The organism is Tunicatimonas pelagia (assembly GCF_030506325.1).
Lineage (GTDB): Bacteria > Bacteroidota > Bacteroidia > Cytophagales > Cyclobacteriaceae > Tunicatimonas > Tunicatimonas pelagia.
In genome coordinates this window covers 2,673,472-2,696,155 of the sequence record NZ_CP120683.1, presented here as the reverse complement: position 1 = coordinate 2,696,155, position 22,684 = coordinate 2,673,472, and the positions used below count along the sequence as shown (strand labels likewise).

General features: G+C 43.8%; 22 protein-coding genes and 1 tRNA gene. 12 read left to right on the top strand and 11 right to left on the bottom strand.

Features of this window, described 5'->3' with window-relative positions; translation table 11 throughout:
• Positions 1 to 12: 12 nt before the first annotated feature.
• Positions 13 to 528 carry an NADH-quinone oxidoreductase subunit J family protein gene (locus P0M28_RS11385; RefSeq protein WP_302210024.1) on the bottom strand — a complete coding sequence of 172 codons (516 nt, stop codon included), beginning with the start codon at positions 526 to 528 and terminating at the stop codon, positions 13 to 15.
• A complete protein-coding gene (locus tag P0M28_RS11380; RefSeq protein WP_302210023.1) occupies positions 525 to 1,220 on the bottom strand; it encodes a 4Fe-4S dicluster domain-containing protein in 696 nt (231 codons plus the stop codon). Before P0M28_RS11380 ends, P0M28_RS11385 begins: the two co-directional genes overlap by 4 nt.
• 125 nt (positions 1,221 to 1,345) lie before the next feature.
• Here P0M28_RS11380 and P0M28_RS11375 point away from each other — a divergent pair, with 125 nt between their 5' ends.
• Entirely contained in the window at positions 1,346 to 2,992 is a 1,647-nt protein-coding gene (locus tag P0M28_RS11375; RefSeq protein ID WP_302210022.1) for an ATP-binding protein, read from the top strand.
• A 151-nt stretch (positions 2,993 to 3,143) separates the two neighbouring features.
• Here the strand turns inward: P0M28_RS11375 and P0M28_RS11370 are convergent, their stop codons facing one another.
• A complete protein-coding gene (locus tag P0M28_RS11370; protein ID WP_302210021.1) occupies positions 3,144 to 4,943 on the bottom strand; it encodes an ABC transporter ATP-binding protein in 1,800 nt (599 codons plus the stop codon).
• Between the two features lie 104 nt (positions 4,944 to 5,047).
• Here P0M28_RS11370 and P0M28_RS11365 point away from each other — a divergent pair, with 104 nt between their 5' ends.
• The 8 genes from P0M28_RS11365 to P0M28_RS11330 all read left to right on the top strand — a co-directional run bounded on the left by P0M28_RS11365 (position 5,048) and on the right by P0M28_RS11330 (position 11,057).
• Positions 5,048 to 6,172 (top strand): Glu/Leu/Phe/Val family dehydrogenase, encoded by a 1,125-nt coding sequence (locus P0M28_RS11365; RefSeq protein WP_302210020.1) that lies wholly within the window; start codon positions 5,048 to 5,050, stop codon positions 6,170 to 6,172.
• 239 nt (positions 6,173 to 6,411) lie between these two features.
• The gene (gene nusB, locus P0M28_RS11360; RefSeq protein ID WP_302210019.1) at positions 6,412 to 7,587 is read left to right on the top strand and encodes a transcription antitermination factor NusB; all 1,176 of its coding nucleotides are present in this window, start codon (positions 6,412 to 6,414) and stop codon (positions 7,585 to 7,587) included.
• A 78-nt stretch (positions 7,588 to 7,665) separates the two neighbouring features.
• A complete protein-coding gene (locus P0M28_RS11355; RefSeq protein ID WP_302210018.1) occupies positions 7,666 to 7,965 on the top strand; it encodes a YtxH domain-containing protein in 300 nt (99 codons plus the stop codon).
• A 42-nt stretch (positions 7,966 to 8,007) separates the two neighbouring features.
• Positions 8,008 to 8,532, top strand: a complete 525-nt coding sequence (locus P0M28_RS11350; RefSeq protein ID WP_302210017.1) for a DUF1573 domain-containing protein — start codon at positions 8,008 to 8,010, stop codon at positions 8,530 to 8,532.
• 22 nt (positions 8,533 to 8,554) lie between these two features.
• A complete protein-coding gene (gene yajC / locus P0M28_RS11345; protein ID WP_302210016.1) occupies positions 8,555 to 8,866 on the top strand; it encodes a preprotein translocase subunit YajC in 312 nt (103 codons plus the stop codon).
• 5 nt (positions 8,867 to 8,871) lie between these two features.
• A complete protein-coding gene (locus tag P0M28_RS11340; RefSeq protein WP_302210015.1) occupies positions 8,872 to 9,858 on the top strand; it encodes a YbbR-like domain-containing protein in 987 nt (328 codons plus the stop codon).
• Positions 9,848 to 10,468: a dephospho-CoA kinase gene (gene coaE, locus P0M28_RS11335; RefSeq protein ID WP_302210014.1), complete on the top strand. Its 621-nt coding sequence runs from the start codon at positions 9,848 to 9,850 to the stop codon at positions 10,466 to 10,468. The genes P0M28_RS11340 and coaE overlap by 11 nt, the downstream gene beginning before the upstream one ends.
• A 46-nt stretch (positions 10,469 to 10,514) precedes the next feature.
• Complete coding sequence (locus tag P0M28_RS11330) at positions 10,515 to 11,057, top strand: NUMOD4 domain-containing protein (protein WP_302210013.1); 543 nt, start codon at positions 10,515 to 10,517, stop codon at positions 11,055 to 11,057.
• A gap of 104 nt (positions 11,058 to 11,161) precedes the next feature.
• Here the strand turns inward: P0M28_RS11330 and P0M28_RS11325 are convergent, their stop codons facing one another.
• The 4 genes from P0M28_RS11325 to P0M28_RS11310 form a co-directional block, all read right to left on the bottom strand.
• Positions 11,162 to 11,416 carry a hypothetical protein gene (locus P0M28_RS11325; RefSeq protein WP_302210012.1) on the bottom strand — a complete coding sequence of 85 codons (255 nt, stop codon included), beginning with the start codon at positions 11,414 to 11,416 and terminating at the stop codon, positions 11,162 to 11,164.
• 172 nt (positions 11,417 to 11,588) lie between these two features.
• Positions 11,589 to 11,664, bottom strand: a tRNA-His gene (locus P0M28_RS11320).
• A gap of 54 nt (positions 11,665 to 11,718) precedes the next feature.
• Positions 11,719 to 12,768: an endonuclease/exonuclease/phosphatase family protein gene (locus P0M28_RS11315; protein ID WP_302210011.1), complete on the bottom strand. Its 1,050-nt coding sequence runs from the start codon at positions 12,766 to 12,768 to the stop codon at positions 11,719 to 11,721.
• A 50-nt stretch (positions 12,769 to 12,818) separates the two neighbouring features.
• Positions 12,819 to 14,165, bottom strand: coding sequence for a dihydroorotase (locus P0M28_RS11310; RefSeq protein WP_302210010.1), 1,347 nt, complete (start codon positions 14,163 to 14,165; stop codon positions 12,819 to 12,821).
• A gap of 242 nt (positions 14,166 to 14,407) precedes the next feature.
• Between P0M28_RS11310 and P0M28_RS11305 the strand changes: the two genes are divergently transcribed.
• The gene (locus P0M28_RS11305; protein ID WP_302210009.1) at positions 14,408 to 14,956 is read left to right on the top strand and encodes a hypothetical protein; all 549 of its coding nucleotides are present in this window, start codon (positions 14,408 to 14,410) and stop codon (positions 14,954 to 14,956) included.
• Here P0M28_RS11305 and P0M28_RS11300 read toward each other — a convergent pair.
• The 4 genes from P0M28_RS11300 to P0M28_RS11285 form a co-directional block, all read right to left on the bottom strand.
• Positions 14,949 to 16,352, bottom strand: a complete 1,404-nt coding sequence (locus P0M28_RS11300) for a pentapeptide repeat-containing protein (protein WP_302210008.1) — start codon at positions 16,350 to 16,352, stop codon at positions 14,949 to 14,951. The two genes, P0M28_RS11305 and P0M28_RS11300, sit on opposite strands and share 8 nt — an antisense overlap.
• Positions 16,353 to 16,380: 28 nt before the next feature.
• On the bottom strand, positions 16,381 to 17,550 hold the full coding sequence (locus P0M28_RS11295; protein ID WP_302210007.1) for an AIR synthase related protein: 1,170 nt from the start codon (positions 17,548 to 17,550) through the stop codon (positions 16,381 to 16,383).
• A 166-nt stretch (positions 17,551 to 17,716) separates the two neighbouring features.
• Entirely contained in the window at positions 17,717 to 19,696 is a 1,980-nt protein-coding gene (locus tag P0M28_RS11290) for a CHU_0125 family OmpA-like outer membrane integrity protein (RefSeq protein WP_302210006.1), read from the bottom strand.
• 137 nt (positions 19,697 to 19,833) lie between these two features.
• A complete protein-coding gene (locus tag P0M28_RS11285; protein WP_302210005.1) occupies positions 19,834 to 20,349 on the bottom strand; it encodes a hypothetical protein in 516 nt (171 codons plus the stop codon).
• Between the two features lie 79 nt (positions 20,350 to 20,428).
• Here P0M28_RS11285 and P0M28_RS11280 point away from each other — a divergent pair, with 79 nt between their 5' ends.
• Both P0M28_RS11280 and P0M28_RS11275 read left to right on the top strand, forming a co-directional pair.
• Complete coding sequence (locus tag P0M28_RS11280; protein WP_302210884.1) at positions 20,429 to 21,808, top strand: serine hydrolase domain-containing protein; 1,380 nt, start codon at positions 20,429 to 20,431, stop codon at positions 21,806 to 21,808.
• Between the two features lie 126 nt (positions 21,809 to 21,934).
• Complete coding sequence (locus tag P0M28_RS11275; RefSeq protein WP_302210004.1) at positions 21,935 to 22,624, top strand: energy transducer TonB; 690 nt, start codon at positions 21,935 to 21,937, stop codon at positions 22,622 to 22,624.
• Positions 22,625 to 22,684: the final 60 nt, after the last annotated feature.

Sequence of the window (22,684 nt, the reverse complement as noted above, 5' to 3'; positions counted from 1 at the left end):
GAACACTCTGGATTACAACTGTCGCTGGGCTACGTAGGCCGCCCCAATAAGTGCCACTAACAGCAGCACTGCGGTTAGCTCGAAGGGCAAAATAAAATCGCTCATTAGTTGAATACCAAGGGTGGATACCGTAGAAGCCTGAACCGTCTTGGCGGTCTGTAGCCATACCAAGCTACTCATATCAATAAACCAAATAGCCTGCGCTAACAAGAAGAATAAGGCTCCGCCAATAAGCAGTCCCCAAAACTGGTTGTGGTGTTGGGTACGCACTGATTTTCCGGCTACCTGGTTGGTGAGCATCACTCCGAAAACGAGCAACACCAATACTCCACCCACGTACACCAAAATTTGCATCACGGCCAAAAAATCAGCTCCGGCCAGTACGTATACCGCTGAAATTCCCAGAAAAGTCAGTAGCAGCGAAAAGGCTGCGTACAACACATTGCGGGTAAACAGGATAACGATTGCTGAAAGAACGACCAATCCGGCAAAAGCATAAAAGGCTATTATTTCTACCGATAGATTCATTCTTCGGATGGTGGTTGGTTAGGTTTTTTCTTCGGAACAGGAATTCTAGGTTTAAAGACAGGCTTTGCCCCCACTTTAGGGCGAACCGTTGCTTTAGGTTTAGGGGCGGCCGCCTTAGCGGCTACTTTTTGCTTCTGGTATTCCTCAAACTCTTGTTGCTTCTCTGCTATTTCTGCTGCCGTCATTTCGGAAAAGGCAAAGGTATGCTCTTGAATATCAAAAACACTGAAGTCGTACTCTTTGGTCATGGTGAGGCATTCGGTAGGGCAAACGGTGGTACATAAGCCGCAAAAGCAACACTTGGCCATATCAATATCAAACGTTGCGGCATAAAGTCGTTTGGACGAACCATCGGAGGTTTTACCAATCTCTCCCGTAGCTCGCACCGGTTCAATCTCGATGCAATCAACCGGGCAAATTTTCGCGCACTTATCGCAGACGATGCAGTCGTCAATCTCGTTATGAAGCTGGTAACGCCCAATATCCGGTACCGGAAAAGTTTCGTGCGGGTACTGAAGGGTAACAATACCGTTTTGCCGTTCAAAGTAATTATCTTCGGCTACACCCATCGGTTCCCGCTTCTGTCGGGCTTGCCACAGATGGCGGAAGGACAGTTTCAATCCCGTTAGCAATGAACTAATCGCCTCCCCAATATTTCCGAAATAAGAATTATTCGCTCCTCGATGGCTCATAAAACCTTCTTTCTGAGTAATCAATTAAAACACTGCTATTTACCCAATTCTTTTCATTTTGGAAAAGCAAAAGCAACATTCTATCTTTTCAAATTGACTACAGAACAAATAGTACCAAGAGTTTTATGGTAGAGAATAAAGATAGAGACTACAAAAGTCTTCGTTTAGCTATTGGGTCTAGAGCAGACTTAAAAAAGCTTGCGGAGATTTGCGTTTGCTTTGCTAACGCACAAGGAGGCGAAATAATAATCGGTATAGAAGATGCTACCAGTGAGCCTCCTACTAATCAAAGGGTGAATCAAACTAATGTCAACGAAATAATGAAGAAGCTTCGCGGACTTACGGACGGAGTGGGTATTGTCGATCCCTCCATCATACGGCATATCAATGGTGGTGAATACTTTGTATTGAAGATATTGCCTTCAGTTAGAGCTATCGCTACAACTTCCTCAGGAAAAGTATTTATTCGGGTATCTGATAATTGCTTTCCCGTTAGTAGTAATGACCTAACGCATTTGGCTGCCGAGAAAACAGCCTTTCAGTGGGAAATTATTACTCCTCAGAAAGTCTCTTTATCGAATGCTGATGAAGCTAAGGTAAATCTATTCATACAGGATATTAGATCCTCTGATAAAGTCTCGGAGTTCATTAAAAACAAAGAGGCGGCAGAAATAGCAGAATTTTACCAACTGGTTAACTCTGAAGGAGGCCTAACTAATTTGGGCATACTATGGCTTGGTACACCTGCTCAACGTGCACGCCTCAACTATCCGCTCACGATTCAGTATATCGTTTATAATGAGCGAGAGGAAAAGATTAGAAAAAGAGACTGGCATTTTCATCGGTATAATCCTAAAGAGTTATTATTAGAATTAGAGCGTGAGGCAGTAGAACTTACTTATAGCACCGAATTACCCGATGGATTATTTCGCAAAAATATCAGACAGTATCCTCGTGAAGTAGTGCGCGAGTTACTTATCAATGCTATTGCTCATCGGAGCTACACCATTTCCAGTGACATATTCATTAAGGTGTATCCAGATAGGATGACTATTACCAGTCCTGGTAGTCTTCCGTTAGGGATTGATGAAAACAATATCTTGCACAAACAGCATCGGCGTAACCCTCATCTAATAAAGATTCTAAATGATCTGAAGTTAATGGAAGGAGAAGGTTCCGGATATGATTTAGTGTACGAGAAGCTTGCTCGCGATGCTAAACCAATGCCTCAAATTGAATCGGAGTTTATGCAGGTATCAGTAACCGTTTACTCTAATTCAGTAGACAACGAGGCAGTCTCTATTCTAGACTATATTGATAAGTATTACCAACTTACTCAAAAAGAATACATTACACTAGGTTTGATAGCTACTGAAAAGAAAATACTTTCTACTCAACTAGCTCGGAAACTTCAGCTTAACCAGGAAGATAAAATGCGCTTTTGGATAGGCACGTTAATAGACAACGGAATTATAATATCGCGAGGAGCTAGAAAAGGAACAGCGTATCTACTTAATCCAGTTTTATTTTCACAGGCTAAAATTGATATTATTCCATCGCTAAAAACAATCGAACCATATAAACTAGAAGCACTTATTATAGAGGATTTGAAGTATAACGGCAGGAGTAAAATAGCTGACATTCAAAACAGATTGAATGAAGCACCTAAAGCAGATATTCAAAAAACTTTGTATAAAATGGTAAATAAGAATGTATTAACTACTGGCGGTGCGAAAAAAGATAGAACGTATGATCTAAAAAAAAATAAATAGAAAGAAAATTAAGAAATAAATTAGATAAGTGTCTGTGGATCAATATTTTGAAATCAAATGAAATCAAATGAAATCAAATGAAATCAAATGAAATCAAATGAAATCAAATGAAATCAAATGAAATCAAATGAAATCAAATGAAATCAAATGATCAACGAGAAGTAACTTCAGCTTCGTTTGCTTGTAACTGTTTATCGTAAAGCTCCTTATAAACGCCATTTTGAGCCAGTAAAGATTCGTTTGTTCCTTGCTCCACAATGCAGCCATCGTCTAGTACGATAATTTTATCAGCCAATTTGGCGGAAGATACCCGATGGGAGATAATAACCGTCGTGCGGTCTTTCATTACCTCTTTTAGCTCATTGAGAATAGTGTTTTCCGTTTTAGTGTCTACCGCCGATAAGCAATCGTCTAAAATTAGAATTTTCGGGTCGCGGGCAATAGCGCGGGCAATAGAAACACGCTGCTTTTGTCCACCTGAGAGTGTAATGCCCCGTTCGCCCAAGCGGGTAGCAAAGCCATCAGGAAACTCATTTAGGGTCTTTTCCAAGTCGGCGATATACGCTGCTTTCTTAATCTCTGCTTCGTTAGGGGCTTCTTCCGAGCCGAAAGCAATATTGTTAAAAATCGTGTCAGAAAACAGGAAAACATCCTGGGGCACGTAGCCAATCTGGCTGCGTAAAGATTTTAGATTGTACTTTTTGATATCAATACCGTCGATGAGTACCTCACCGGAGCTTACGTCGTACATGCGGGGAATAATGTTGGCAATGGTGCTTTTGCCCGAGCCAGTAGTTCCTACAATCGCAATGGATTGTCCGGCTTCTACCGCAAACGAAACGTCTTTCAGGGCATGAATCCCGGAATCGGGATAGATAAAATTTACGTTTTGTAAAGTAATATCGCCCTGAATTTCCCGCTCAATATTTTCTTCCGAAATAATACCCGTCTTCGTATTCAGAAACTCATTGATCCGTTTTTGGGAAGCCGCAGCTCGCTGCACAATACTGGTAATCCAGCCGAGTGAAGCTACCGGCCAGGTGAGCATGTTTACGTAGATAATAAACTCGGCAATCACTCCGGGAGAAATAGCACCACTAATTACTTCCACTCCGCCTACAAATACCGTAATCACCGAACTCAAGCCTACCAGTGCCATAATCAGCGGAATAAATAGTGCATTTACTTTGGCCAAACTGATAGATTTATCCTTATAATCGTCGCTTTCAATACGAAACTGCTGAGCCGAATCTTCTTCTCGCACAAACGCCTTCAGTACTCGGATACCCGAAAAAGCCTCCTGCACATAAGTAGACAAGCCCGATAAGCTGCGCTGAATTTCTTCCGACTTTCGGTTAATAATATTGTTTACGTAGTAAATGCTCAGCGACAAAATCGGTAGCGGAATAAGGGTGTACAATGTGAGCCGAGCGTTGACCGAAATCATGTACGGAATTAGGATCATAAACAGCACCGAGAGGTTGAGTCCGTACATAATGGCTGGCCCCAGGTACATCCGCACTTTACTAACATCTTCGGAAATACGGGCCATCAGGTCGCCAGTGTTATTTTTCCGATAAAAACTCATGGGTAACGACTGATAGTGGGCGTACACCTCATTCTTCAGGTCATACTCCACAAGGCGGGAAACCACAATAATGGTTTGACGCATCAAAAAAGTAAAGAAACCTTTACCTAGCGCTAGTGCTAGTATCGCTACGCCATACACCAGAATGCTTCCGGCAAAAGTGTCGTAAATGCCCTCTTGCGACTCCAGCCCCTCGAACACTTGATAGAGGGAAATATTCTCCTGTACCAGATTAATCGCTCGCCGAACAATCTGGGCGGGAATAATTGCCAGAATGTTAGAAATAATGATGAATAAAAGTCCAAGCAGGAGGCGGTACCGATACTTGTAGAGGTACTTATTGAGATAGCTGAGTTCCTTCACGTTGATTTAGAACGGTTGTTAACTCAAATGGTTCTTACTTGCCAGAATGAATTGCCGTCCACTCAAAAAAAATCTACCTTTGCCCTCCTCTGAAAAGAATCAATATGGAAAATATATTAGCGGATAAGGATGCCACTTTACAGAAAGAACAAGGTGAATCTGAAGGAAAAAATGCTTCGGTATTTAATCAGATGGCGCCCTGCGATCATGAGCAGGTTGTGCACTGCTACGATAGCACAACCGGACTGAAGGCCATTGTAGCAATTCATTCTACGGCCTTGGGACCAGCGATGGGCGGCACCCGCATGTGGAATTATGCTTCTGATGAAGAGGCATTGACGGATGCTATTCGTCTGGCCCGAGGCATGACGTATAAGTCGGCCATTTCTGGCTTAAACGTAGGAGGAGGCAAAGCCGTGTTAATTGGTGACCCAAAGAAGTTAAAGAACGAAGCCTACTTACGCCGGTTCGGAAAATTCATTGATGGGTTGGGCGGAAAATACGTAACTGCCGGAGACGTAAACATGACCTTAAGCGATTTGGAATACGTTCGGATGGAAACTCGCCACGTAACTGGCCTGCCAGAAGCCATTGGAGGCTCGGGCTCGTCTTCACTGGTTACTGCCTACGGAGTGTACATGGGCATGAAAGCCGCCGCCAAAGAAGCGTTCGGTACCGATAGCCTAGAAGGTAAAAAGGTGGCCGTGCAGGGAGTGGGAGCAGTAGGAAGTAAACTAACGGAGTATCTCACCAAGGAAAAAGCCATTGTTTTTGCTGCCGATATCTCCGAAGATAAGCTTCAACGCGTGTCGCGGGAATTTGGGGCGCACGTGGTTAGCCTAGATGGTATCTACGATATTTTGGCTGATATTTATGCACCCTGCGCGTTAGGGGCCACGCTGAACGACGATACAATTTCCCGGCTGAGCTGTCAGGTAATTGCTGGGGGAGCTAACAACCAACTAGCTAATGAGCAGCGGCACGGGGCAGTACTTCGGAAACGAGGAGTAGTCTACGCCCCCGATTTTTTAGTGAATGCCGGAGGCATTATGGCCGTGGCTGCCGAGTACTTTGGTACGTATTCCAAAGAATATCTATTTCAGAAAGCGGAGCGTATTTACGATGTATGCCAAGCCGTGCTTCAGCAAGCCGCCCAACAACAGACCGAGCCTCACCGAATCGCGATGAAAATGGCCGAAGACCGCATCGCCTCCATTTCTCAACTATAGTGTGTTCAGGTGTTTGTGTGTTAAAGTGTTATGGTATTCATGGCTGAGTTTAATGTTGAACACCAAAGTACTATAACACCAAAACACTGTAACACCCCGCACCATAGTACCATAACACTAAAACACCTTAGCCCCGAACACCTGAACACCTGTTAGTTATAAAAAAGGCTACATGTCGTAAATCATTTAATGCATTTTGTTGTTTCTCTGCTGTTAGTAAGTTACAAACCCACTATTTTATGCTGAATCGACGACTTTTGCGGATTAAGGCTATGCAGCATATTTATGCGTACCAACAGTGCCAGCAGGCTAATCGAGCCTTGGCTTTTGACTACGTGCGCGCGGCTTTTGAACCGGACTTGAATGCGATGGAACTTCCCGACCCGGAGCAGTTGGCGCAAGACCGCCGAATGGCCGAAGAAATTCTTACCGCTCGGCTAGAAGGTAATTTGGGTCCGACAAAATCATCAGAAACCGCTCAACGAGTAGCGAAGGAAGCATTGGAACGTTACGATACGCAAACGCAGAAAGACCGAGCATTTCTAAAGAATCAGATGTTGGCGCGGGTAGAGAGCATGAGCGACCACTACAAATTGTCGCTGTTACTACTGGTAGCGGTAGCCGACGAATCGCACCGAGAGATTCAGAAAAAGCCCCGTTCTGCGGAAAGTGTGCTGCCGGAAAAAGCCGTTTCTACCCGCTTCTATCTTAATCCAGTGGTGCAAGCAATTCGCGATAATCAGGCACTACAGCAGGAAGCCGCCAACCGAAATTGGTCGTGGGAAGAACAGCAGGGAGCCATTCGCCAGCTCTACCGAAATACGATAAAGGAGGATGAAGCGTTTCTTACGTATCAGCACGCTACCGACACTACACTGGAGGAGGATGTTACTGTGGTTCGTCAGGTGTTTAATGAGCATTTGCTGAAAAGTGAAGTGGTGAACAACTTTTTTGAGGACTTAGATATTAGTTGGGAGGAAAATCAGAAAGTGATTCGGAGTCTAGTGAACCGGAGTTTGAAATCAATCGTCGAGCATCCAGCCGAGGGTATTGAGATTGCTACCCTTACTCCCAATTGGGAAGATGATAAAGCCTTTTTTGAGAAGCTTTACAGCCTGACGGTTCGGAACGATGCGGAGTATGAGCAAATTATTGCCGAGAAATCTAAAAATTGGGCGATAGACCGGATTGCCAGCATGGATCAGGTGATACTGAAGATGGCCATTGCTGAAATGATTAATTTTTCTAGCATTCCGGTGAAAGTAACCATTAATGAGTACGTAGATGTATCTAAGCAGTATAGTACTCAAAAAAGTAAACAGTTTATTAATGGGTTACTAGATGTAATTGCTCAGTCGTTACAAGAGAGAAGTTTAATTCGGAAGAGTGGGCGAGGGTTGATTGATAATCGTTAAGGTCGTTGCTTATCTTTGCGAATTTCGTAGATAATGCGAACTTTGCGGAGAATTTAATTTTATTAATCAATATCATTTATGAGCAAAACCATAGGCAGTTTCGTACTTCTATTGTCTGGCTTAGCTGCTGGAGTAGCGGTCGGACTTTTGTATGCACCCGACACAGGTACTAACACTCGCGACCGTATGACGTATCGTCTGGAGCGATACCGCTTCAAACTAGAGGAACTGCTGGGTGACTTGGTACGTACTAAAGAACAATTGCCCGATAGTGTTGCTAAGAGCGACGGTGAAAAAGTAATTAACGAGGCTCGGGAAAAGGCACGTCAGTTGCTTGATGACGTAGATAATCTCTTAGGGCAAATCCGTAAAGAATAAAAGAATAGTTATATCACATATTCACATAACGTTAGAAATAATATGAAACAAGTTGGTTTAAGTCTAGCAACGGCCTTGATTGGCCTCTGGGGTTTGAGTGGATGCGATTCTAATGCGGGAAGCAAAGCATCGGAGACAGAAGTATCAGAAGCTCCCGCTACTGAAGTGGCAGCTTTGGAAGAAGCTTCTCCTACCTCTATGGAAAGCGAAAGCACCGCAAACTTACCTAAGTTTGAATTCGAAGAATTAAATTATGACTTTGGCACCATCACGGAAGGCGAAATAGTGGAGCATACATTTACGTTTACCAATACTGGAGAAGCTCCTTTGGTCATTCAGAGTACGTCGGCCTCATGTGGCTGTACCACCCCTAGCTACTCGCGTGAGCCGGTAGCCCCCGGCGAAACCGGAGAAGTTCAGGTGAAATTTAACAGCCAGAATCGCCCTGGGGTGCAGAACAAAACAATCACCATTACAGCGAATACTGAACCAGCGGTTACCCGATTGTTTATCAAAACCAACGTAAACCCCAAAGGAGAAGAAACGAGCGGACCTGTTCGCAAATAACTTTATTGACTCACAACCTATTATGTTTCAATCTATCTTGCTTCAGGCAAGTTCCGGACAAAACGGACTTATTGGCAATCTTATCTTACTTGGAGGGATTGCCATCATTTTTTATTTTTTCATGATTCGTCCTCAGCAAAAAAAGCAGAAAGACCAGCGAACGTTTATTGGAGCCATCAAAAAAGGCGATATGGTGGTCACTGTGGGTGGTATGCACGGTAAGGTAGTTGCACTAGAAGAAAATAGTGTGACACTAGAAGTAGATCGAGGAGCTCGAATTAGATTTGATAAGACCTCTATTTCATTAGAAGCCAGCAAGCAGTATGCTAAGTAATAGCTTTGAGTCGGCGTGTTAACAAATTACGAAGTGTAGCTCAATTTATTGAGCGGTTGCTACCTTCCGGACAAGGAAGTCTGAAGGTGGTAATTCTTTGCGTGATAGCGGCTACCACGTTCTGGTTTTTCAGTGCGCTCAATAAGGATAATTACACCACCCGAATTCGCTATCCGCTCGCAATTACTTATCCCTCGGATAGTAACACCTATCTGTTAAGTGAACTACCCGAAGATGTAACAGTACAAGTAACGGGTGGCGGATGGGATTTACTGAAAAAATCACTACGGCTCAATACTACCCCCCTGGAAGTAAGCCTTGATACACCTACCCGAACAAAGTATATTTTGGGGCAATCGTTGGCCGAGGGAATCAGTGGGCAGTTAGATAACCTCGATCTCGACTATGTAGTCACCGATACGTTACGGATTAATATTGATAGCACCCAGAATAGAACCGTAGCGGTTGCAGTAGATCCTCAGTCTATGCAATTGGCCGAAAACTACCGTATGGTATCAGATATGAGGGTATTACCGTCCCAAGTAGAAGTGTGGGGTCCCACTTCGCTAGTAGATAATTTACCAGATACGCTACAACTATCATTAAACAACCGAGAAGTTTCTGGTAAGGTAGAAGCTATCTTAGAAGTATCGTTGCCAGATAACCGCATAGAAGCTTCCCCCAACGAAGTAGTTGTACGTTTAGCAACTGAATTGTATACCAAAGTAGAACGAAAAACTACCGTGGTTCCAGTTAACTTTCCTGAAGATTCTTCTGTCTATTTGGCTCAGAATTTTGTGACCGTCTCTTTTTGGTTGCCTGATGATCTTATTTCACCCGCACTTAATCAACTAAGTTTTCAATCGGAAGCTGATCTGGAAACTTGGAATTCTGAGGATAGTACAGTAGCAGTGAAGCTAGTCAATATACCAGCTATTGTGAGCGATATTAGTTTTAAGCCCTCACGCATACCCGTGCAGTATGCCCCCTAAGTTGCTGAAAGTAGGAATTACCGGGGGGATTGGTTCCGGTAAGACTTTTGTGTGTAAAATTTTTGAAGTTTTAGGAATTGACGTATATTACGCCGACCAGCGTGCCAAATGGCTTCAACAGCATAACCCTCACTTAATAAAACAGATTAAATCAGCCTTTGGCAATGCTGCTTACGATCAACAAGGGTGTTTAGATCGCATTTTTTTAGCTAAAGAAGTGTTTGGCAATCCTAAAAAACTTTCCTTGCTAAACCAGTTGGTGCACCCTAAAGTTGCCGAAGATTATACCCAATGGGTAAAGCACCGCTTACAAAAGCCCTACACGCTCAAAGAAGCTGCCTTACTTTACGAAACAGGTTCTTATCGTCAGCTCGATTACGTCATTAATGTAGATGCCGGGCGAGATACCCGATTGCAACGAGTACTAGAAAGAGATGTCCATCGGACAAAGAGACAGGTTGAAGCTATTATGAATAAGCAGTTTGGTGATGAAGAGCGTCACCAATTAGCTGATGTGACAATTGATAATAGTGGAGGTGTACTGATTGTTCCTCAGATAGTACAAATACATGAATTGCTATTGGAGATGGCGACTGACTCAGGCAAATAGAAGCTTTTTAATAATATTCATCTAATACACTGCAAATTTTTTAATCATGAGTATTAATCGGTACAGAAGCGAAGTCTGGAAAAAAATTCGTTTCGACACCCCACTGCCCCACGCCCGTTATGAAGTATCTAGCCACGGCCGAATAAGAAGTTTTGCTGTTGATAAAATCAACGGTCGCGTTATGAAAGGATCAAATGTTAATGGCTATTTATCAGTAATGGTTCGCTTAGGAAAAAAGGTATCGCAAACCCACTACATTCATCGCTTAGTGGCGGGCGCGTTCTTAGAACAACCATCGATTGAGTACAAGTACGTAGTGCATCTGGATTACAATAAGCAGAATAATAGTCGGTACAATTTGCGCTGGATGACCGAAAGGGAGCTAAACGAACATAATAATCATAACCCAGCCATACTTCGGAGCCGTACTACGGGTTACAAACTAACCGAAACTGATGTGCGGGTGATTAAGCGTTTGCTGAAAAGCAATAAAACTCGCCTAAGTATGATTGCCAAGCGATTCAATATTACGCATACCCAGCTCAATCGTATCCGCTCAGGAGAGAACTGGGGAAATGTAACGATATAATGTAGTATTCATGTATTTGTGTGCTCAGGTGTTCAAGTTTTTCACATCAGGTCAAGGGTCAATAATTTTGAACACCTGAACATTGCGCGGCAACCGCCTGAATACTATTGCAATAAGTCGTTGGGGAGAGAAATCTGGTCGGAGTAGAATTTTAGGCGAGTGTGGGAATTGGGAAGCAGCTCAATCCGCTCAATTTTATCTAGCTTATGGTTATAGAAAGCTTCAACGTAAAATCCGTTAATTAGATAGAGGTTTACCTTATAACCGTAGTACCGGATGGCCACAACAAATGTTCCCTCCCGATACAGCAGGTCTATTTTTTCTGGTAATGGTAATAACATAAATTCCGATGCCGACATACTTTTTCCTATCAAAAATACATGTCAAAAAAAATTGAGTAACAGCCATAAGAAAACGCTGATTCATCCGGACGGTGGTATTCTCTGGTTGCATGGTAATAAAAACGACAGTAGAAAGGTACAAAAAAAACCACTCATGCCCTAGCATCAGTGGCTCCTGTAGATTGTTAAAGGGTGAAAGACGGGACTCGAACCCGCGACCTCCTGAACCACAATCAGGCGTTCTAACCAACTGAACTACAATCACCGTTTATAGAGGGATGCAAATTTAGGAATATGGTAGTAGATTACCAATAGTACTATTAATTTTTAGTAAATGAATACTGCGTTACCACCGGAAAGTGATCGGAGAAGGTAACTTTCCGAATAGTTTTGAAAGAATGGGCTTTCAGTGATTTGCTGTAGAACTGGTTATCAATACGCAGGAAAAATAGGCGACCGTTGTAGCTAAACCCTAAGCCGTTACCGGCGCGTTCAAAAGCGTTATGGAGCCACTGACGTAGGGTAAAATACGTGTAGCTGTAAGGAAGGTCGTTAAAGTCACCACATACAATTACCGGGTGCGGGCTGGTTTGCAAATGTTCAACCAAGCGGTCTATTTGGCCAGCCCTACTCACAAATCCGTGCTTGAGCTTATGAAATACCGAAGAATAGTTATTACGGACCCCTTCCAAATCGCTCAAATCACGCTCATCAATACTCATAGATTGTAAGTGGACATTATATACCCGCACAGTATCCTGCTTTATCTTCAGATCAGTGTAAATACCAAAATGGGTTGAGTCGGGTAAAGCGACACTACCCCGCCGGAGAATGGGGTAGCGACTAAAGATTGCCAAGCCAAACTCGGCACCCACCCGATTCACTAAGTTAGGGTTGACATATCTATGATAAGTACCGTTTGCTTCTAACCGATCGGTAGTATTAAAGGTAGAAGATTGGTCATTGTTATAGTATTCTTGCAGGCATTTTATATCGGCATCTTCATCAGTCAACCAATTAATCATGGATTTACCCGGCTCGTTCTCATTCTGGAAGTAGGCGTACGTGTTGAAGACTCGTACATTGTAGCTTAACACCGAGAACGGTGTACTTTCGGGAGTAGATGGAGCACTCACCGTAAAGCTCGCGAGCAAATACTGATACCCTAGAACCAGTGCAACGAGAGAAAACAGATACCACTTTTTTCGTTGAGTAATATAGTAAGCCAGCAAAAAAGCGTGCAGCAACAGCAACCCCGGAATAATCATTGAAAAGAAGCCAGCTAGCCACGCCTGAGCAGGAGAAACGTAGGGGCTGAGATAGGCTATCAACGTAAAGATGAATAAAAAAATATTCAGGCTTTTTCCCACATGAGCAATGTTAGCGACTAAAACACATTCACCTCTCAGTTACAACGCAGTTAATTGGCTTCCCGCCTGAATTCCAGACGTAATCCCCGTTGCGACTCATCAAATTGTCCGTTAGCATACGCGCAGTGCCCAGAAATAAAGGTATGAGTCACCTGCGACTGAAAAGTAGTATCTTCAAACGGTGACCAGCCGCAGAGGTAGAGAATATTGTCGGTTTGCACAGTCCAGGGACGGTTCAAATCTACGAGTACCAAGTCAGCGTAATGACCTTCGCGAATAAAGCCTCGGCGGTCTACCTCAAATAATTGAGCGGGATGATGACAGGCTTTTTCCACTATTTTTTCTAAAGTGATCTTTCCTTGATGATGCATCTCCAACAAAGCTACCAGATGGTGTTGTACCAGCGGCCCGCCTGAAGGAGCTTTAAAATATGTTTGCTGTTTTTCAGATAAAGTATGTGGAGCGTGGTCAGTGGCTAATACATCAATGGTATGATTAATAACAGCCTCCAAAATTGCTGCTTGATCTTGGGCAGTTTTTACCGCCGGGTTCCACTTAATAAATGTTCCTTTTTCGCTGTAGTCTTGGTCGTTAAACCAAAGGTGATGCAAACAAGCTTCAGCCGTTATGCGCTTTTCTTCTAACGGAATATCGTTACTAAACAGGGAAAGTTCTTTGGCGGTAGAGATGTGCAAAACGTGCAGGCGAGTGCCAAACTCCTTGGCTAAGGATACTGCCAGAGAAGAAGATTTGTAACACGCTTCTTCGCTACGAATATCGGGATGGCAGCGAATAGGAACTTCTTCACCGTACTGCTCGCGGAACTGCTGCATATTAGCCCGAATAGTAGCCTCATCTTCGCAATGGGTAGCCACTAGCATGGGCGATTGGGCAAATACGTTGCGTAATGTTTGTTCATTATCTACCAGCATATTTCCGGTAGAAGAACCCATAAACACCTTTAGTCCGCACACCTGTTGGGTGTTGGTTTGCAGCACTTCTTCTAAATTGTCATTAGAAACCCCCATGTAAAACGAGTAGTTCGCTAGCGAATGCTGGGCGGCAGTATCGTACTTATCTTGTAGTAATTTTTGGGTGAGCGCATTGGGTACGGTGTTCGGCATTTCCATAAAGGAGGTAATCCCTCCGGCTACAGCAGCTTTCGCCTCCGAATAGATTGTGGCCTTATGAGTAAGTCCGGGTTCGCGGAAATGTACCTGATCGTCAATCAATCCGGGGAGTAAGTGTTTCCCCTGAGCGTCATACGTATTATCGGTAGCAACAGAAGATAAGTCAGCTTCGATGCGACTAATGAAAGCCCCCTCTATCAGGACATCAGCTTGTTGAATATGGCCTTCATTAACAATATTGGCATTAATAATCTTAGTGGTGTTCATATTGGTGGTAAATCTAATATGCTGTTCTCAGCAGTAAAAACATCGTGAATAAAATACTATATGCATTAAAGAAAGATATGATTTGAAGATACAGGTATGCGACGCAATTCCCAAAATAATAGTGGTAAGAAGAAGGCGAATAAGTTGCAGACGAATAGCAATACCTTACATCATAAAGGGGGATAAAACTTTGAATACAGGGTATCTCTTCGTAACTAGTGTAAGCAAAAGAGGTCAGCGTTATGGTATCTATTCAGCAACCATCGTTTAAAAGAGAAAACCCAGATGTACTGTGCTTTACCGAAGTGCAGCGCTATCGGCAAACCTGGATTTGGGTGCTATTGGGAGCACTGCTAGGCACCTTAATTTTTCTGGGAGTTTTTCAGGTACTTCAGAGTCAGGTTTCTGATACGCCCTGGCTACCGGTACCAGCATTGTTGTTTATCGGCGGTATCTGGGGTGGATTGGTACTTTTAGCCTACAAAGCTCACCTTTTTGTGCAGATCAATAAACAGGGTATTAAGTTTCAGTTATTTCCATTTCAGTGGGCAACCCGCAACATTGCTTGGGCAGATATTGATGAGATGTATATTCGGGATTACGACGGGCTGGCCGAATACGGCGGTTGGGGAATGCGCTACGGCCCGAGAGGAAAGGCCTACACTATTTCGGGTCGCTTTGGGATGCAACTACAGTTAATAGATGACCAGCAAATTTTAATCGGCACCCAACGTCCGGCTGAGTTAGAAGAGCTGATTGTGCAGTTGCGCTATAACCAATGCTTTACCTAGCGTTTCTGTTATATTTTGATGAATACCTGTAGTAATTTGGATTTTGTAAACTATCAGGTAAAGGCTGTTGGCCCTCCCATGCTATTGCACCCCTAGAAAGAGCGTAAGAAACAAAATTAGCTAAGCTATCCGCATCTTTATTAACAAAAACTAATTGGTAGGTGGTATCTATTTTGGTACCTCCAAAACTAGCTTCAAAAACATTAGCGCTACCTATATTAACATTTGTGAGAGTTGCACCACTAAAATTAACTCTACGTAGGTCAGCATTTGTAAATATCGATCCATAAAGTAAGCAATTTGCAAAGGATGCTCCAATTAGATCAGCATTTATAAAAATTCCGTTTGAAAATTGAGAACTATCAAATTCTACTCGTCTTAGATGAGCACTAGTTAAATCAGTATTAAACAGGAGAGAGTTTGATAAATTAACATCCGTCAAATTAGCATCAATTAATTGTGCTAAACTCAAGTTAGAATTGTTGAGAGTAGAGTTTCTCAGATCGGCTTTATATAGATTTATCTTTTCAAGATTTGCACCATCTAACTGAGCATCGCGTAGAATTGCATACTCAAAATTAGGACTTGGTGAAAGGGGAAATTTTACATCTAAATTAATAAGCGTTCCTAATAAAAAACCACGCTCAGGGCTTACAAACACCGTGTCGTAAGCCCCCATATCATCGTAAGGCATATATATATGGTATACTAACTGTTGCAAGTCATGTGAGCCTGGCCATCTTATTGAATCTGGATATATTTTCCGACGACCATCTAAAAAATGTGTTACGATAGTATCATACGGGACTAATGCTCTTGATACTGCTGTTATGCGGTAAATTAGGTTAAGCGGCAATTCCCACGATTGACCTTCGTTACCCACCTTTCTTTGATAATACTCGGTTTGAATATCCTTTATTAAAGAGGAGGCTGCTTCAGCATTGACTGAGCGTAGCGTTTGAATATTCTGGTCTTGTAAATATTGGTTTTGCTTGACTAATTCATTTTGTTGTTGAGCAACCAAGTTATTTTGATCTCTGAGTGTCTGATTTTGTTCTTTAAACTCTTGTAAGGTGTTAAAACCTATGATAAGAGTAAGAACAGCAATGGCGCCCCCTCCTCCTAAGAGGACAATTCGTGCTACAGATAGTTTCCAAATCCAGTTGATTGCAGCATAGGCTGATGATAATCGCTTTCGGCGAAGATTCTCTTCATCACCTGTTTCTTGTACGAAATACCGATATAAGTTTCGGGCAATGGAACCAATACGATGCTCTTGGGCAACAATGTCAGGTTCTAACGAACTAATTCTTTTAGTTATATCGTCGATTCGGTTCTCCAGTTCTGCAGTCTTATCTGTGTCATTAGATAGGTCTTCAGGTTTATCTGTAGACATAAGATATTTGTGTTGCTAGGTATAATTTTTAGTATGCAAAACTGCCATATTCACTCTCAATAGTTACTTTCTTCTGATCGGCAGATTCTACTCGCCCAATAATCTGAGCAGCTACTCCCAAGCTCTCTGAAATTTCAATAATATCGTTTGCTAAGGATTCAGGTACGTACAGCTCCAGGCGATGCCCTATGTTGAATACTTTGTACATTTCTTGCCAAGCGGTTTGGCTCTCTTGCTGAATAAGCTGAAACAGCGGGGGAGTGGGGAAAAGGTTGTCTTTAATCACGTGCAAATTTTCCACAAAGTGCAGCACTTTGGTTTGCGCTCCGCCACTACAATGTACCATGCCGTGAATTTGACTCCGGTAGTTCTTTAGAATTTGCTGCACAATGGGAGCGTAAGTTCGAGTCGGAGAGAGAACTAACTTACCTATCGTAATCTCTTGCTCTTCAATAGTCAATTTATCAGTTAGCGATTTACTACCGGAATATACCAGATCGGAAGGAACCTGATGATCGTAGCTTTCCGGGTATTGTTCGGCCAGTGCGTGGTGAAATACATCGTGGCGGGCTGAGGTAAGGCCGTTGCTGCCCATACCCCCGTTGTATTCAGTCTCGTAATTGGCCTGACCAAAGGAGGCAAGTCCTACCACAACATCACCCGCGGCAATACGATCGTTAGAGATCACATTATTGCGTCTCATTCGGGCGGTAACGGTGCTGTCTACCACAATAGTCCGCACCAAATCACCTAAGTCGGCAGTTTCGCCTCCGGTGCTAATAATATTCATACCGTGGTCGCGCAGCAGTTGCAGTACCTCTTCGGTTCCTTCAATAATGGCTTGTATCACTTCGCCCGGAATGAGGTGCTTGTTACGACCAATGGTAGAGGACAACAGAATATTATCAATCGCCCCTACACAGAGCAGATCATCGGTATTCATCACTACCGCATCCTGAGCAATGCCCCGCCAAACCGATAGATCGCCGGTTTCTCGCCAGTACATATACGCCAGCGATGATTTGGTACCTGCTCCGTCGGCGTGCATAATATTGCAGTAAGCAGGGTCACCGCCTAGCCAGTCGGGTACAATTTTACAAAAGGCCTGAGGAAACAGTCCCTTATCAATATGGCGGATAGCCTGATGGACATCTTCTTTGGTAGCGGAAACCCCCCGCTGCTGGTAACGCTCACTCATAACTGAACAATTATCAATTAACACTGTGCAATGTACAATGGATAGTGAGTTAATGAATAATGTTTACTTTCTGGCACCTAGTTCCTAACACTGATGGTTCTCATTCAGTAATAGGGTAAACTACACTGCTACTATTCATCAGTCATTCATTCTTTGCACTAGAGTGTTATTCCAAAGAATTATTAGCCTGGGTGCTGTTTTGCCGAATGCGGGTTACTTTAAATTCGGTACGACGGTTGATTTCGTGCTGATCGTCGTTAACAGCATTTTTGATGATAAGCTGGCTTTCGCCGTACCCTCGGGCGGTAATCCGTCCGGCATCAATACCACTCTCTACCAAGTATTGTACTGCTGATTCAGCCCGTCGTTGCGATAGGGCTTCGTTATAATCATTATCGCCCTGAGCATCCGTGTGGGAGCTTAATTCAATGATAATTTGCGGATTATCATTTAAGATGTTCACCAGCTTATCCAGTTCTACCGCCGCGGCGTCCGTAATAAAATATTCATCAAACTCGTAGTAAATATTCTCCATCACAATTGGCTTGTCCAGTACCAGCTTGCTGAGAACAATCTTGGTGCGGAACGTGGTATCGGTGACCATCGCTACTAACTCTTCTTGCGGAATAGTCCGGCCAATCGTACTAAAATCAACCCGTTCGGTAAAAAAGCCTTCTTTCTCGGCTACCAGCTCGTAGTTAGTGCCCCCGTCAACCTTGAAGCCAAACTCACCTTCGTTACCCGTAGTTTCGCTGGCAATATCATCGCTCTGCGGAAACCTCAGTTTTACTTTTACTCCTTCTACAATTTTCTCCTGGCCACTCTCCTCGTCTTTCGTCACGGTAATTCCCGCTAAAAAGTAATTTACGATCTTCAGATCAGGATCATTATTTACGAAGGCGTAAATATCATCGTCGCCTGCCCCGCTACTGCGGTTAGAGGTGAAGTAACCGTCTTTAATGGTAGTGAAAGAAATACCAAAATCATCGGCCACCGAGTTTACCGGAGGACCTAGGTTTTCAATAAAAACTTCTCCGTCTTTACGAGTGGCCACAAAAACATCCAGTGCACCCATGCTAGGATGGCCGTCGGATGAGAAGTACAGCTTACCATCGTCGGTTACGTAGGGAAACATTTCGTGACCGGGAGTATTAATGGTGCTTCCCATATTGCGTACATTGCTCCAGCGACCGCGGCCGTCAACCCGAGCGGAGTACAAATCAATACCGCCCTGCCCACCCGGACGGTTGGAGGCAAAATAGAGCGTTTTTCCGTCGCGACTAAACGTAGGAGTAGAATCCCAGGCATTGGGGTCGTTAATGCTTAGGATCTCAGGCGTAGTCCACTTGCCTTTTTGGTAGCGCGACATATACAAATTTACATCTTGAGTTCCTTTGCGTTTACCATTGTTTCCGCGAGCAAACACCATCATTTTACCGTTGGGGGAAAACGTAATTACTCCTTCGTTAATAGCTTCGCTGGCAAATTCGGCTCCCAATGTGCTTGCTTGTTCCGCCAGCACCTGATCGTTCTGAATAGGAGCCTTGTAGATATTGGTAAATCCGGTTCCGGTGGCTTTGTAAACTTTCTCACTTCCTCTGGATGAGGTAAAGTAAAATGAACCCCGGTGTACGGTAGGAGCATACTCCGCTTCTTCGGTATTAACTGAGGCTACGGGTTCAATCTCAAAGTACTGATCTTTAATCAGAATACTGTCTAGGTTATTCAAATTGGCCACTTCCTGATTGGCCCATTCGGTGTACTCCAACACACTATCTCGGGATAGTTTTAGATACTCATCTAGCTGTTCCTTAGCCAGTTCGTACTCGCCGTTTTGCTTAAGGGCTAAAGCGTAGTGAAACACCGCCGCTGTGTCGGCAACGCCCATATCAATGGCTGCTTCGTAATAGGGCATGGCTTCGGCCAGGCGATTACTCAACCGATAGGCTTCGGCAATCCGGTAGTTCGATTCAGCAACCTCTACTCCATTGTCCATGGCTACCCGATACTGCTCAATCGCTATGTTGTAATCGCCTCCGTCAAAGCTATTGTAGCCTTTAATCAACGCCCGCTTGCCCGGATTACAGGCCGTTAGTACCGCTAACAGTACTAAAGAAGCAAGCCCAAAACTGTTTACTCTCATCATAGGTATCTCGAAATTTTTTAAAGATACGAAATATGTCGGTCAACGGCGAAACTCCGTTCGCCAAATACGTTCATAAAACGCCTTTTTGCTAAGAAAAAGTATACTGAGCCAAATAGGAAATGGTTCTATTTATCAGATCAGGCATTGGTAGTTTGAGGAAGGTAGCGAGCTAACCAAGAATTCTGTACCGGAATTTTCCAGCGATTTTCCCAAGCTTCAATGCTGGGAACGGTGTTATCAAACGTGATAGTGTCGGGTAGTACCTTCCCTTCTTTTACGGCTTGTTTGGCCTGATTCATAGGTAGCAATTGCACTGCATCATCTTGCCAGAAGGCAATTTGGGTACGATCAAAAAAACTAATGGATGTATTCTCAGTAGAAAACTTATGCTCTAATTCTCGTACAAACGCCACCGAACTATCAATAGAGCAACCACTGGCGGCGTTGTATTGCTCATCTACCGCAATTACCAGAAAGTATTGATACACAACCTGCACCGAAGATCGTAGCGCATTGCCGTGGGCAGCCCACTGATTAGCAAAAGCCTCACCTAGCTGAATAGTTTGCGCTTCTTCAGTATCGCTCAAGGGGCGGTTAGCTTGGTACACCCAGATACGAGCGGTAGCGGGCATTTCTTCGAAAGGAATATACATGGTGAAAAATTTTTTATGGTAAGATGAAGAATTATCTTGGCACGTTGGCTTTGCAAATAACAAAATTCCTGAAGTATTGGTGCAAAAACGACCGCATAAGCGGCTTCTCGTCAAGGTTTTTCTGCTTATTGTAATCTCTGGATTTACCTACTTAGTTTATTACATTTTTCAGGCACTCCCTATTCTCACCGGATTTGGGGCGAAGCATTTGTGCTCCTGCCACTTTGTAGCTCAGCGTTCCGATAGTTCAGTACTGGTGAATGAACTGGCTCGCTTTCCGTATCGGTTGGCTGAGTATGAAGTAAACGACGTTGATTCTTCGGCTACTGCCTCCATCTTTGGTACAGCAACTCGGCAAGCAGTGTATCGGCCCGGAGCGGGCTGTGTTTTGCGGGTAAACGATAAAAGCGTAGCCCCAATTCCTCAACTGGCTCAAATTACTGAGCAAAAAATCAATAATTATCCGATTCCCGAAGAAAAGGCGGTTCGCCGAAACGTGAACTACAGCCAGTTGAGCGAAGCAGTAGGCTGGGCTTTTTCAGAACCGGATGCCGAGCGTCTGAAAAATACCAAAGCCGTGGTGGTGGTTTACGATGATACTTTAGTAGCCGAACGCTACGCCCCCGGTTTCTCCGCTCAAACACTCATGCCTGGTTGGTCTATGACGAAGAGCGTAATTAATGCGTTGGTAGGGATTACTGTCCAGCAATCTCAGCTAGATATCAATCAACCTGCCCCCGTTCCAGCTTGGCAGGAAGAAGACGATCCGAGAAAAAATATCACTTGGGATCATCTGTTACGGATGAACAGTGGATTAAAATGGGACGAGACCTACTTCGGAGCAAGCGACGTTACCCAAATGCTGTACCTATCGGAAGACATGGCGAGTATAGCCATGCATCGCCCCCCGAAAGAAGAACCCGGTGAGGAATGGTACTATTCCAGCGGCACTACCAATATTCTCTCATTCTTGCTCCGGCAACGCTACGGCGACGATGCCTACTACGCCTTGCCCTACCAGCAATTATTTCAGCCTTTGGGAATGTCCAGTGCAGTTATTGAAGCTGATTTATCTGGTACATTCGTTGGATCGTCGTACATGCTGGCTACTACCCGCGATTGGGCAAAGTTTGGGTTACTCTACTACCACGATGGGATTTGGCGAGGGCAGCGAATTCTGCCGGAAGGCTGGGTAAAGTATACCACTCGTCCGGTAGAGGATGCCCCTTTTCGTAAGTACGGTGCTCAATTTTGGCTAAATGCCGGAGAACGCAATCGCCCCGACCAGCGAGAATTTCCCGATGTACCTACCGAACTATTTTTCGCGCAGGGTTTTGATGAACAGAGTATTTTTATTTTGCCTAAGCATAAACTGGTAATCGTTCGGCTGGGTATCACCGCCCGGGGCAATTTTGATAAAAACTACTTCCTGAGTGAGCTTATAAAAGCGTTCGAGTGATGATAAATACAAAAACTGACCAAAGTCAGGTATTGACCTAAGTACGCTCATGGTTATTGGGGGATAAAAGGAGGAAATTGATACTATCAAAATTTATCAGATGTACCACCCTAAACCACCCAAGTCATGATACCTAAAAAAAATCCCGCCCTTGATTACAACCATCTGAGACCCCTGTTTCTGAGCATAGGTTTAGCTACTAGCATGTTAATGGTTACTGCCGTTTTTGAATGGAAAACTTATGAAAGTGCTGAACTGGTTGAGTTAGCTGCTGCCATGACCGACCAGTACGAAGATGTACTGGAAATACCGCCAACCAATCAGCCACCCCCTCCCCCTCCTAAAATTATTCAGCCCGAGATCATCGCTGTCGCTGATGAAATTGAAATAGATGATCTGGAAATTTCGCTGGATATAGAAATCCATGAATCTACCGCTGTTGAGGAGCGTGAATTCTCAAATGTGATAGAAGAGCCCGAAGAGGAAATGGTGGATGAGATATTTGTGGTAGTCGAGCAATTTCCTGAACCGGTAGGTGGTATGATTGCCTTCTATCAATACGTTCAAGAGAATATGAAGTACCCGGGCAGAGCCCAGAAAATGCGTGTTGAAGGGAAGGTGTTTATACAGTTTATTGTTTTTCCTGATGGCTCTATTCAAGATATTCAGGCAATTAAAGGAATTGGGTCCGGTTGCGATGAAGAAGCGTTGCGTGTAGTGAAAGAATCTCCTATTGAGTGGATTCCCGGTAAGCAACGTGGGGTTCCAGTTAAAGTAAAGATGGTGCTTCCCATCACGTTCAAACTAAAAGGTTAATATCTTCTTCTCCAGCAAACGCTAGTGTACTACATGCCCCGCTGGCTTTAAAAAAAAACT

Coding starts and splice junctions, on each gene's coding strand:
- P0M28_RS11325 (WP_302210012.1), bottom strand. CDS start 11,416: ATGTCGGCATCGGAATTTATGTTATTACCATTACCAGAAAAAATAGAC.
- P0M28_RS11275 (WP_302210004.1), top strand. CDS start 21,935: ATGATACCTAAAAAAAATCCCGCCCTTGATTACAACCATCTGAGACCC.
- P0M28_RS11375 (WP_302210022.1), top strand. CDS start 1,346: ATGGTAGAGAATAAAGATAGAGACTACAAAAGTCTTCGTTTAGCTATT.
- P0M28_RS11350 (WP_302210017.1), top strand. CDS start 8,008: ATGAAACAAGTTGGTTTAAGTCTAGCAACGGCCTTGATTGGCCTCTGG.
- P0M28_RS11385 (WP_302210024.1), bottom strand. CDS start 528: ATGAATCTATCGGTAGAAATAATAGCCTTTTATGCTTTTGCCGGATTG.
- P0M28_RS11355 (WP_302210018.1), top strand. CDS start 7,666: ATGAGCAAAACCATAGGCAGTTTCGTACTTCTATTGTCTGGCTTAGCT.
- coaE (WP_302210014.1), top strand. CDS start 9,848: ATGCCCCCTAAGTTGCTGAAAGTAGGAATTACCGGGGGGATTGGTTCC.
- P0M28_RS11330 (WP_302210013.1), top strand. CDS start 10,515: ATGAGTATTAATCGGTACAGAAGCGAAGTCTGGAAAAAAATTCGTTTC.
- P0M28_RS11290 (WP_302210006.1), bottom strand. CDS start 19,696: ATGATGAGAGTAAACAGTTTTGGGCTTGCTTCTTTAGTACTGTTAGCG.
- P0M28_RS11285 (WP_302210005.1), bottom strand. CDS start 20,349: ATGTATATTCCTTTCGAAGAAATGCCCGCTACCGCTCGTATCTGGGTG.
- P0M28_RS11365 (WP_302210020.1), top strand. CDS start 5,048: ATGGAAAATATATTAGCGGATAAGGATGCCACTTTACAGAAAGAACAA.
- P0M28_RS11380 (WP_302210023.1), bottom strand. CDS start 1,220: ATGAGCCATCGAGGAGCGAATAATTCTTATTTCGGAAATATTGGGGAG.
- P0M28_RS11305 (WP_302210009.1), top strand. CDS start 14,408: ATGGTATCTATTCAGCAACCATCGTTTAAAAGAGAAAACCCAGATGTA.
- nusB (WP_302210019.1), top strand. CDS start 6,412: ATGCTGAATCGACGACTTTTGCGGATTAAGGCTATGCAGCATATTTAT.
- P0M28_RS11310 (WP_302210010.1), bottom strand. CDS start 14,165: ATGAACACCACTAAGATTATTAATGCCAATATTGTTAATGAAGGCCAT.
- P0M28_RS11295 (WP_302210007.1), bottom strand. CDS start 17,550: ATGAGTGAGCGTTACCAGCAGCGGGGGGTTTCCGCTACCAAAGAAGAT.
- yajC (WP_302210016.1), top strand. CDS start 8,555: ATGTTTCAATCTATCTTGCTTCAGGCAAGTTCCGGACAAAACGGACTT.
- P0M28_RS11300 (WP_302210008.1), bottom strand. CDS start 16,352: ATGTCTACAGATAAACCTGAAGACCTATCTAATGACACAGATAAGACT.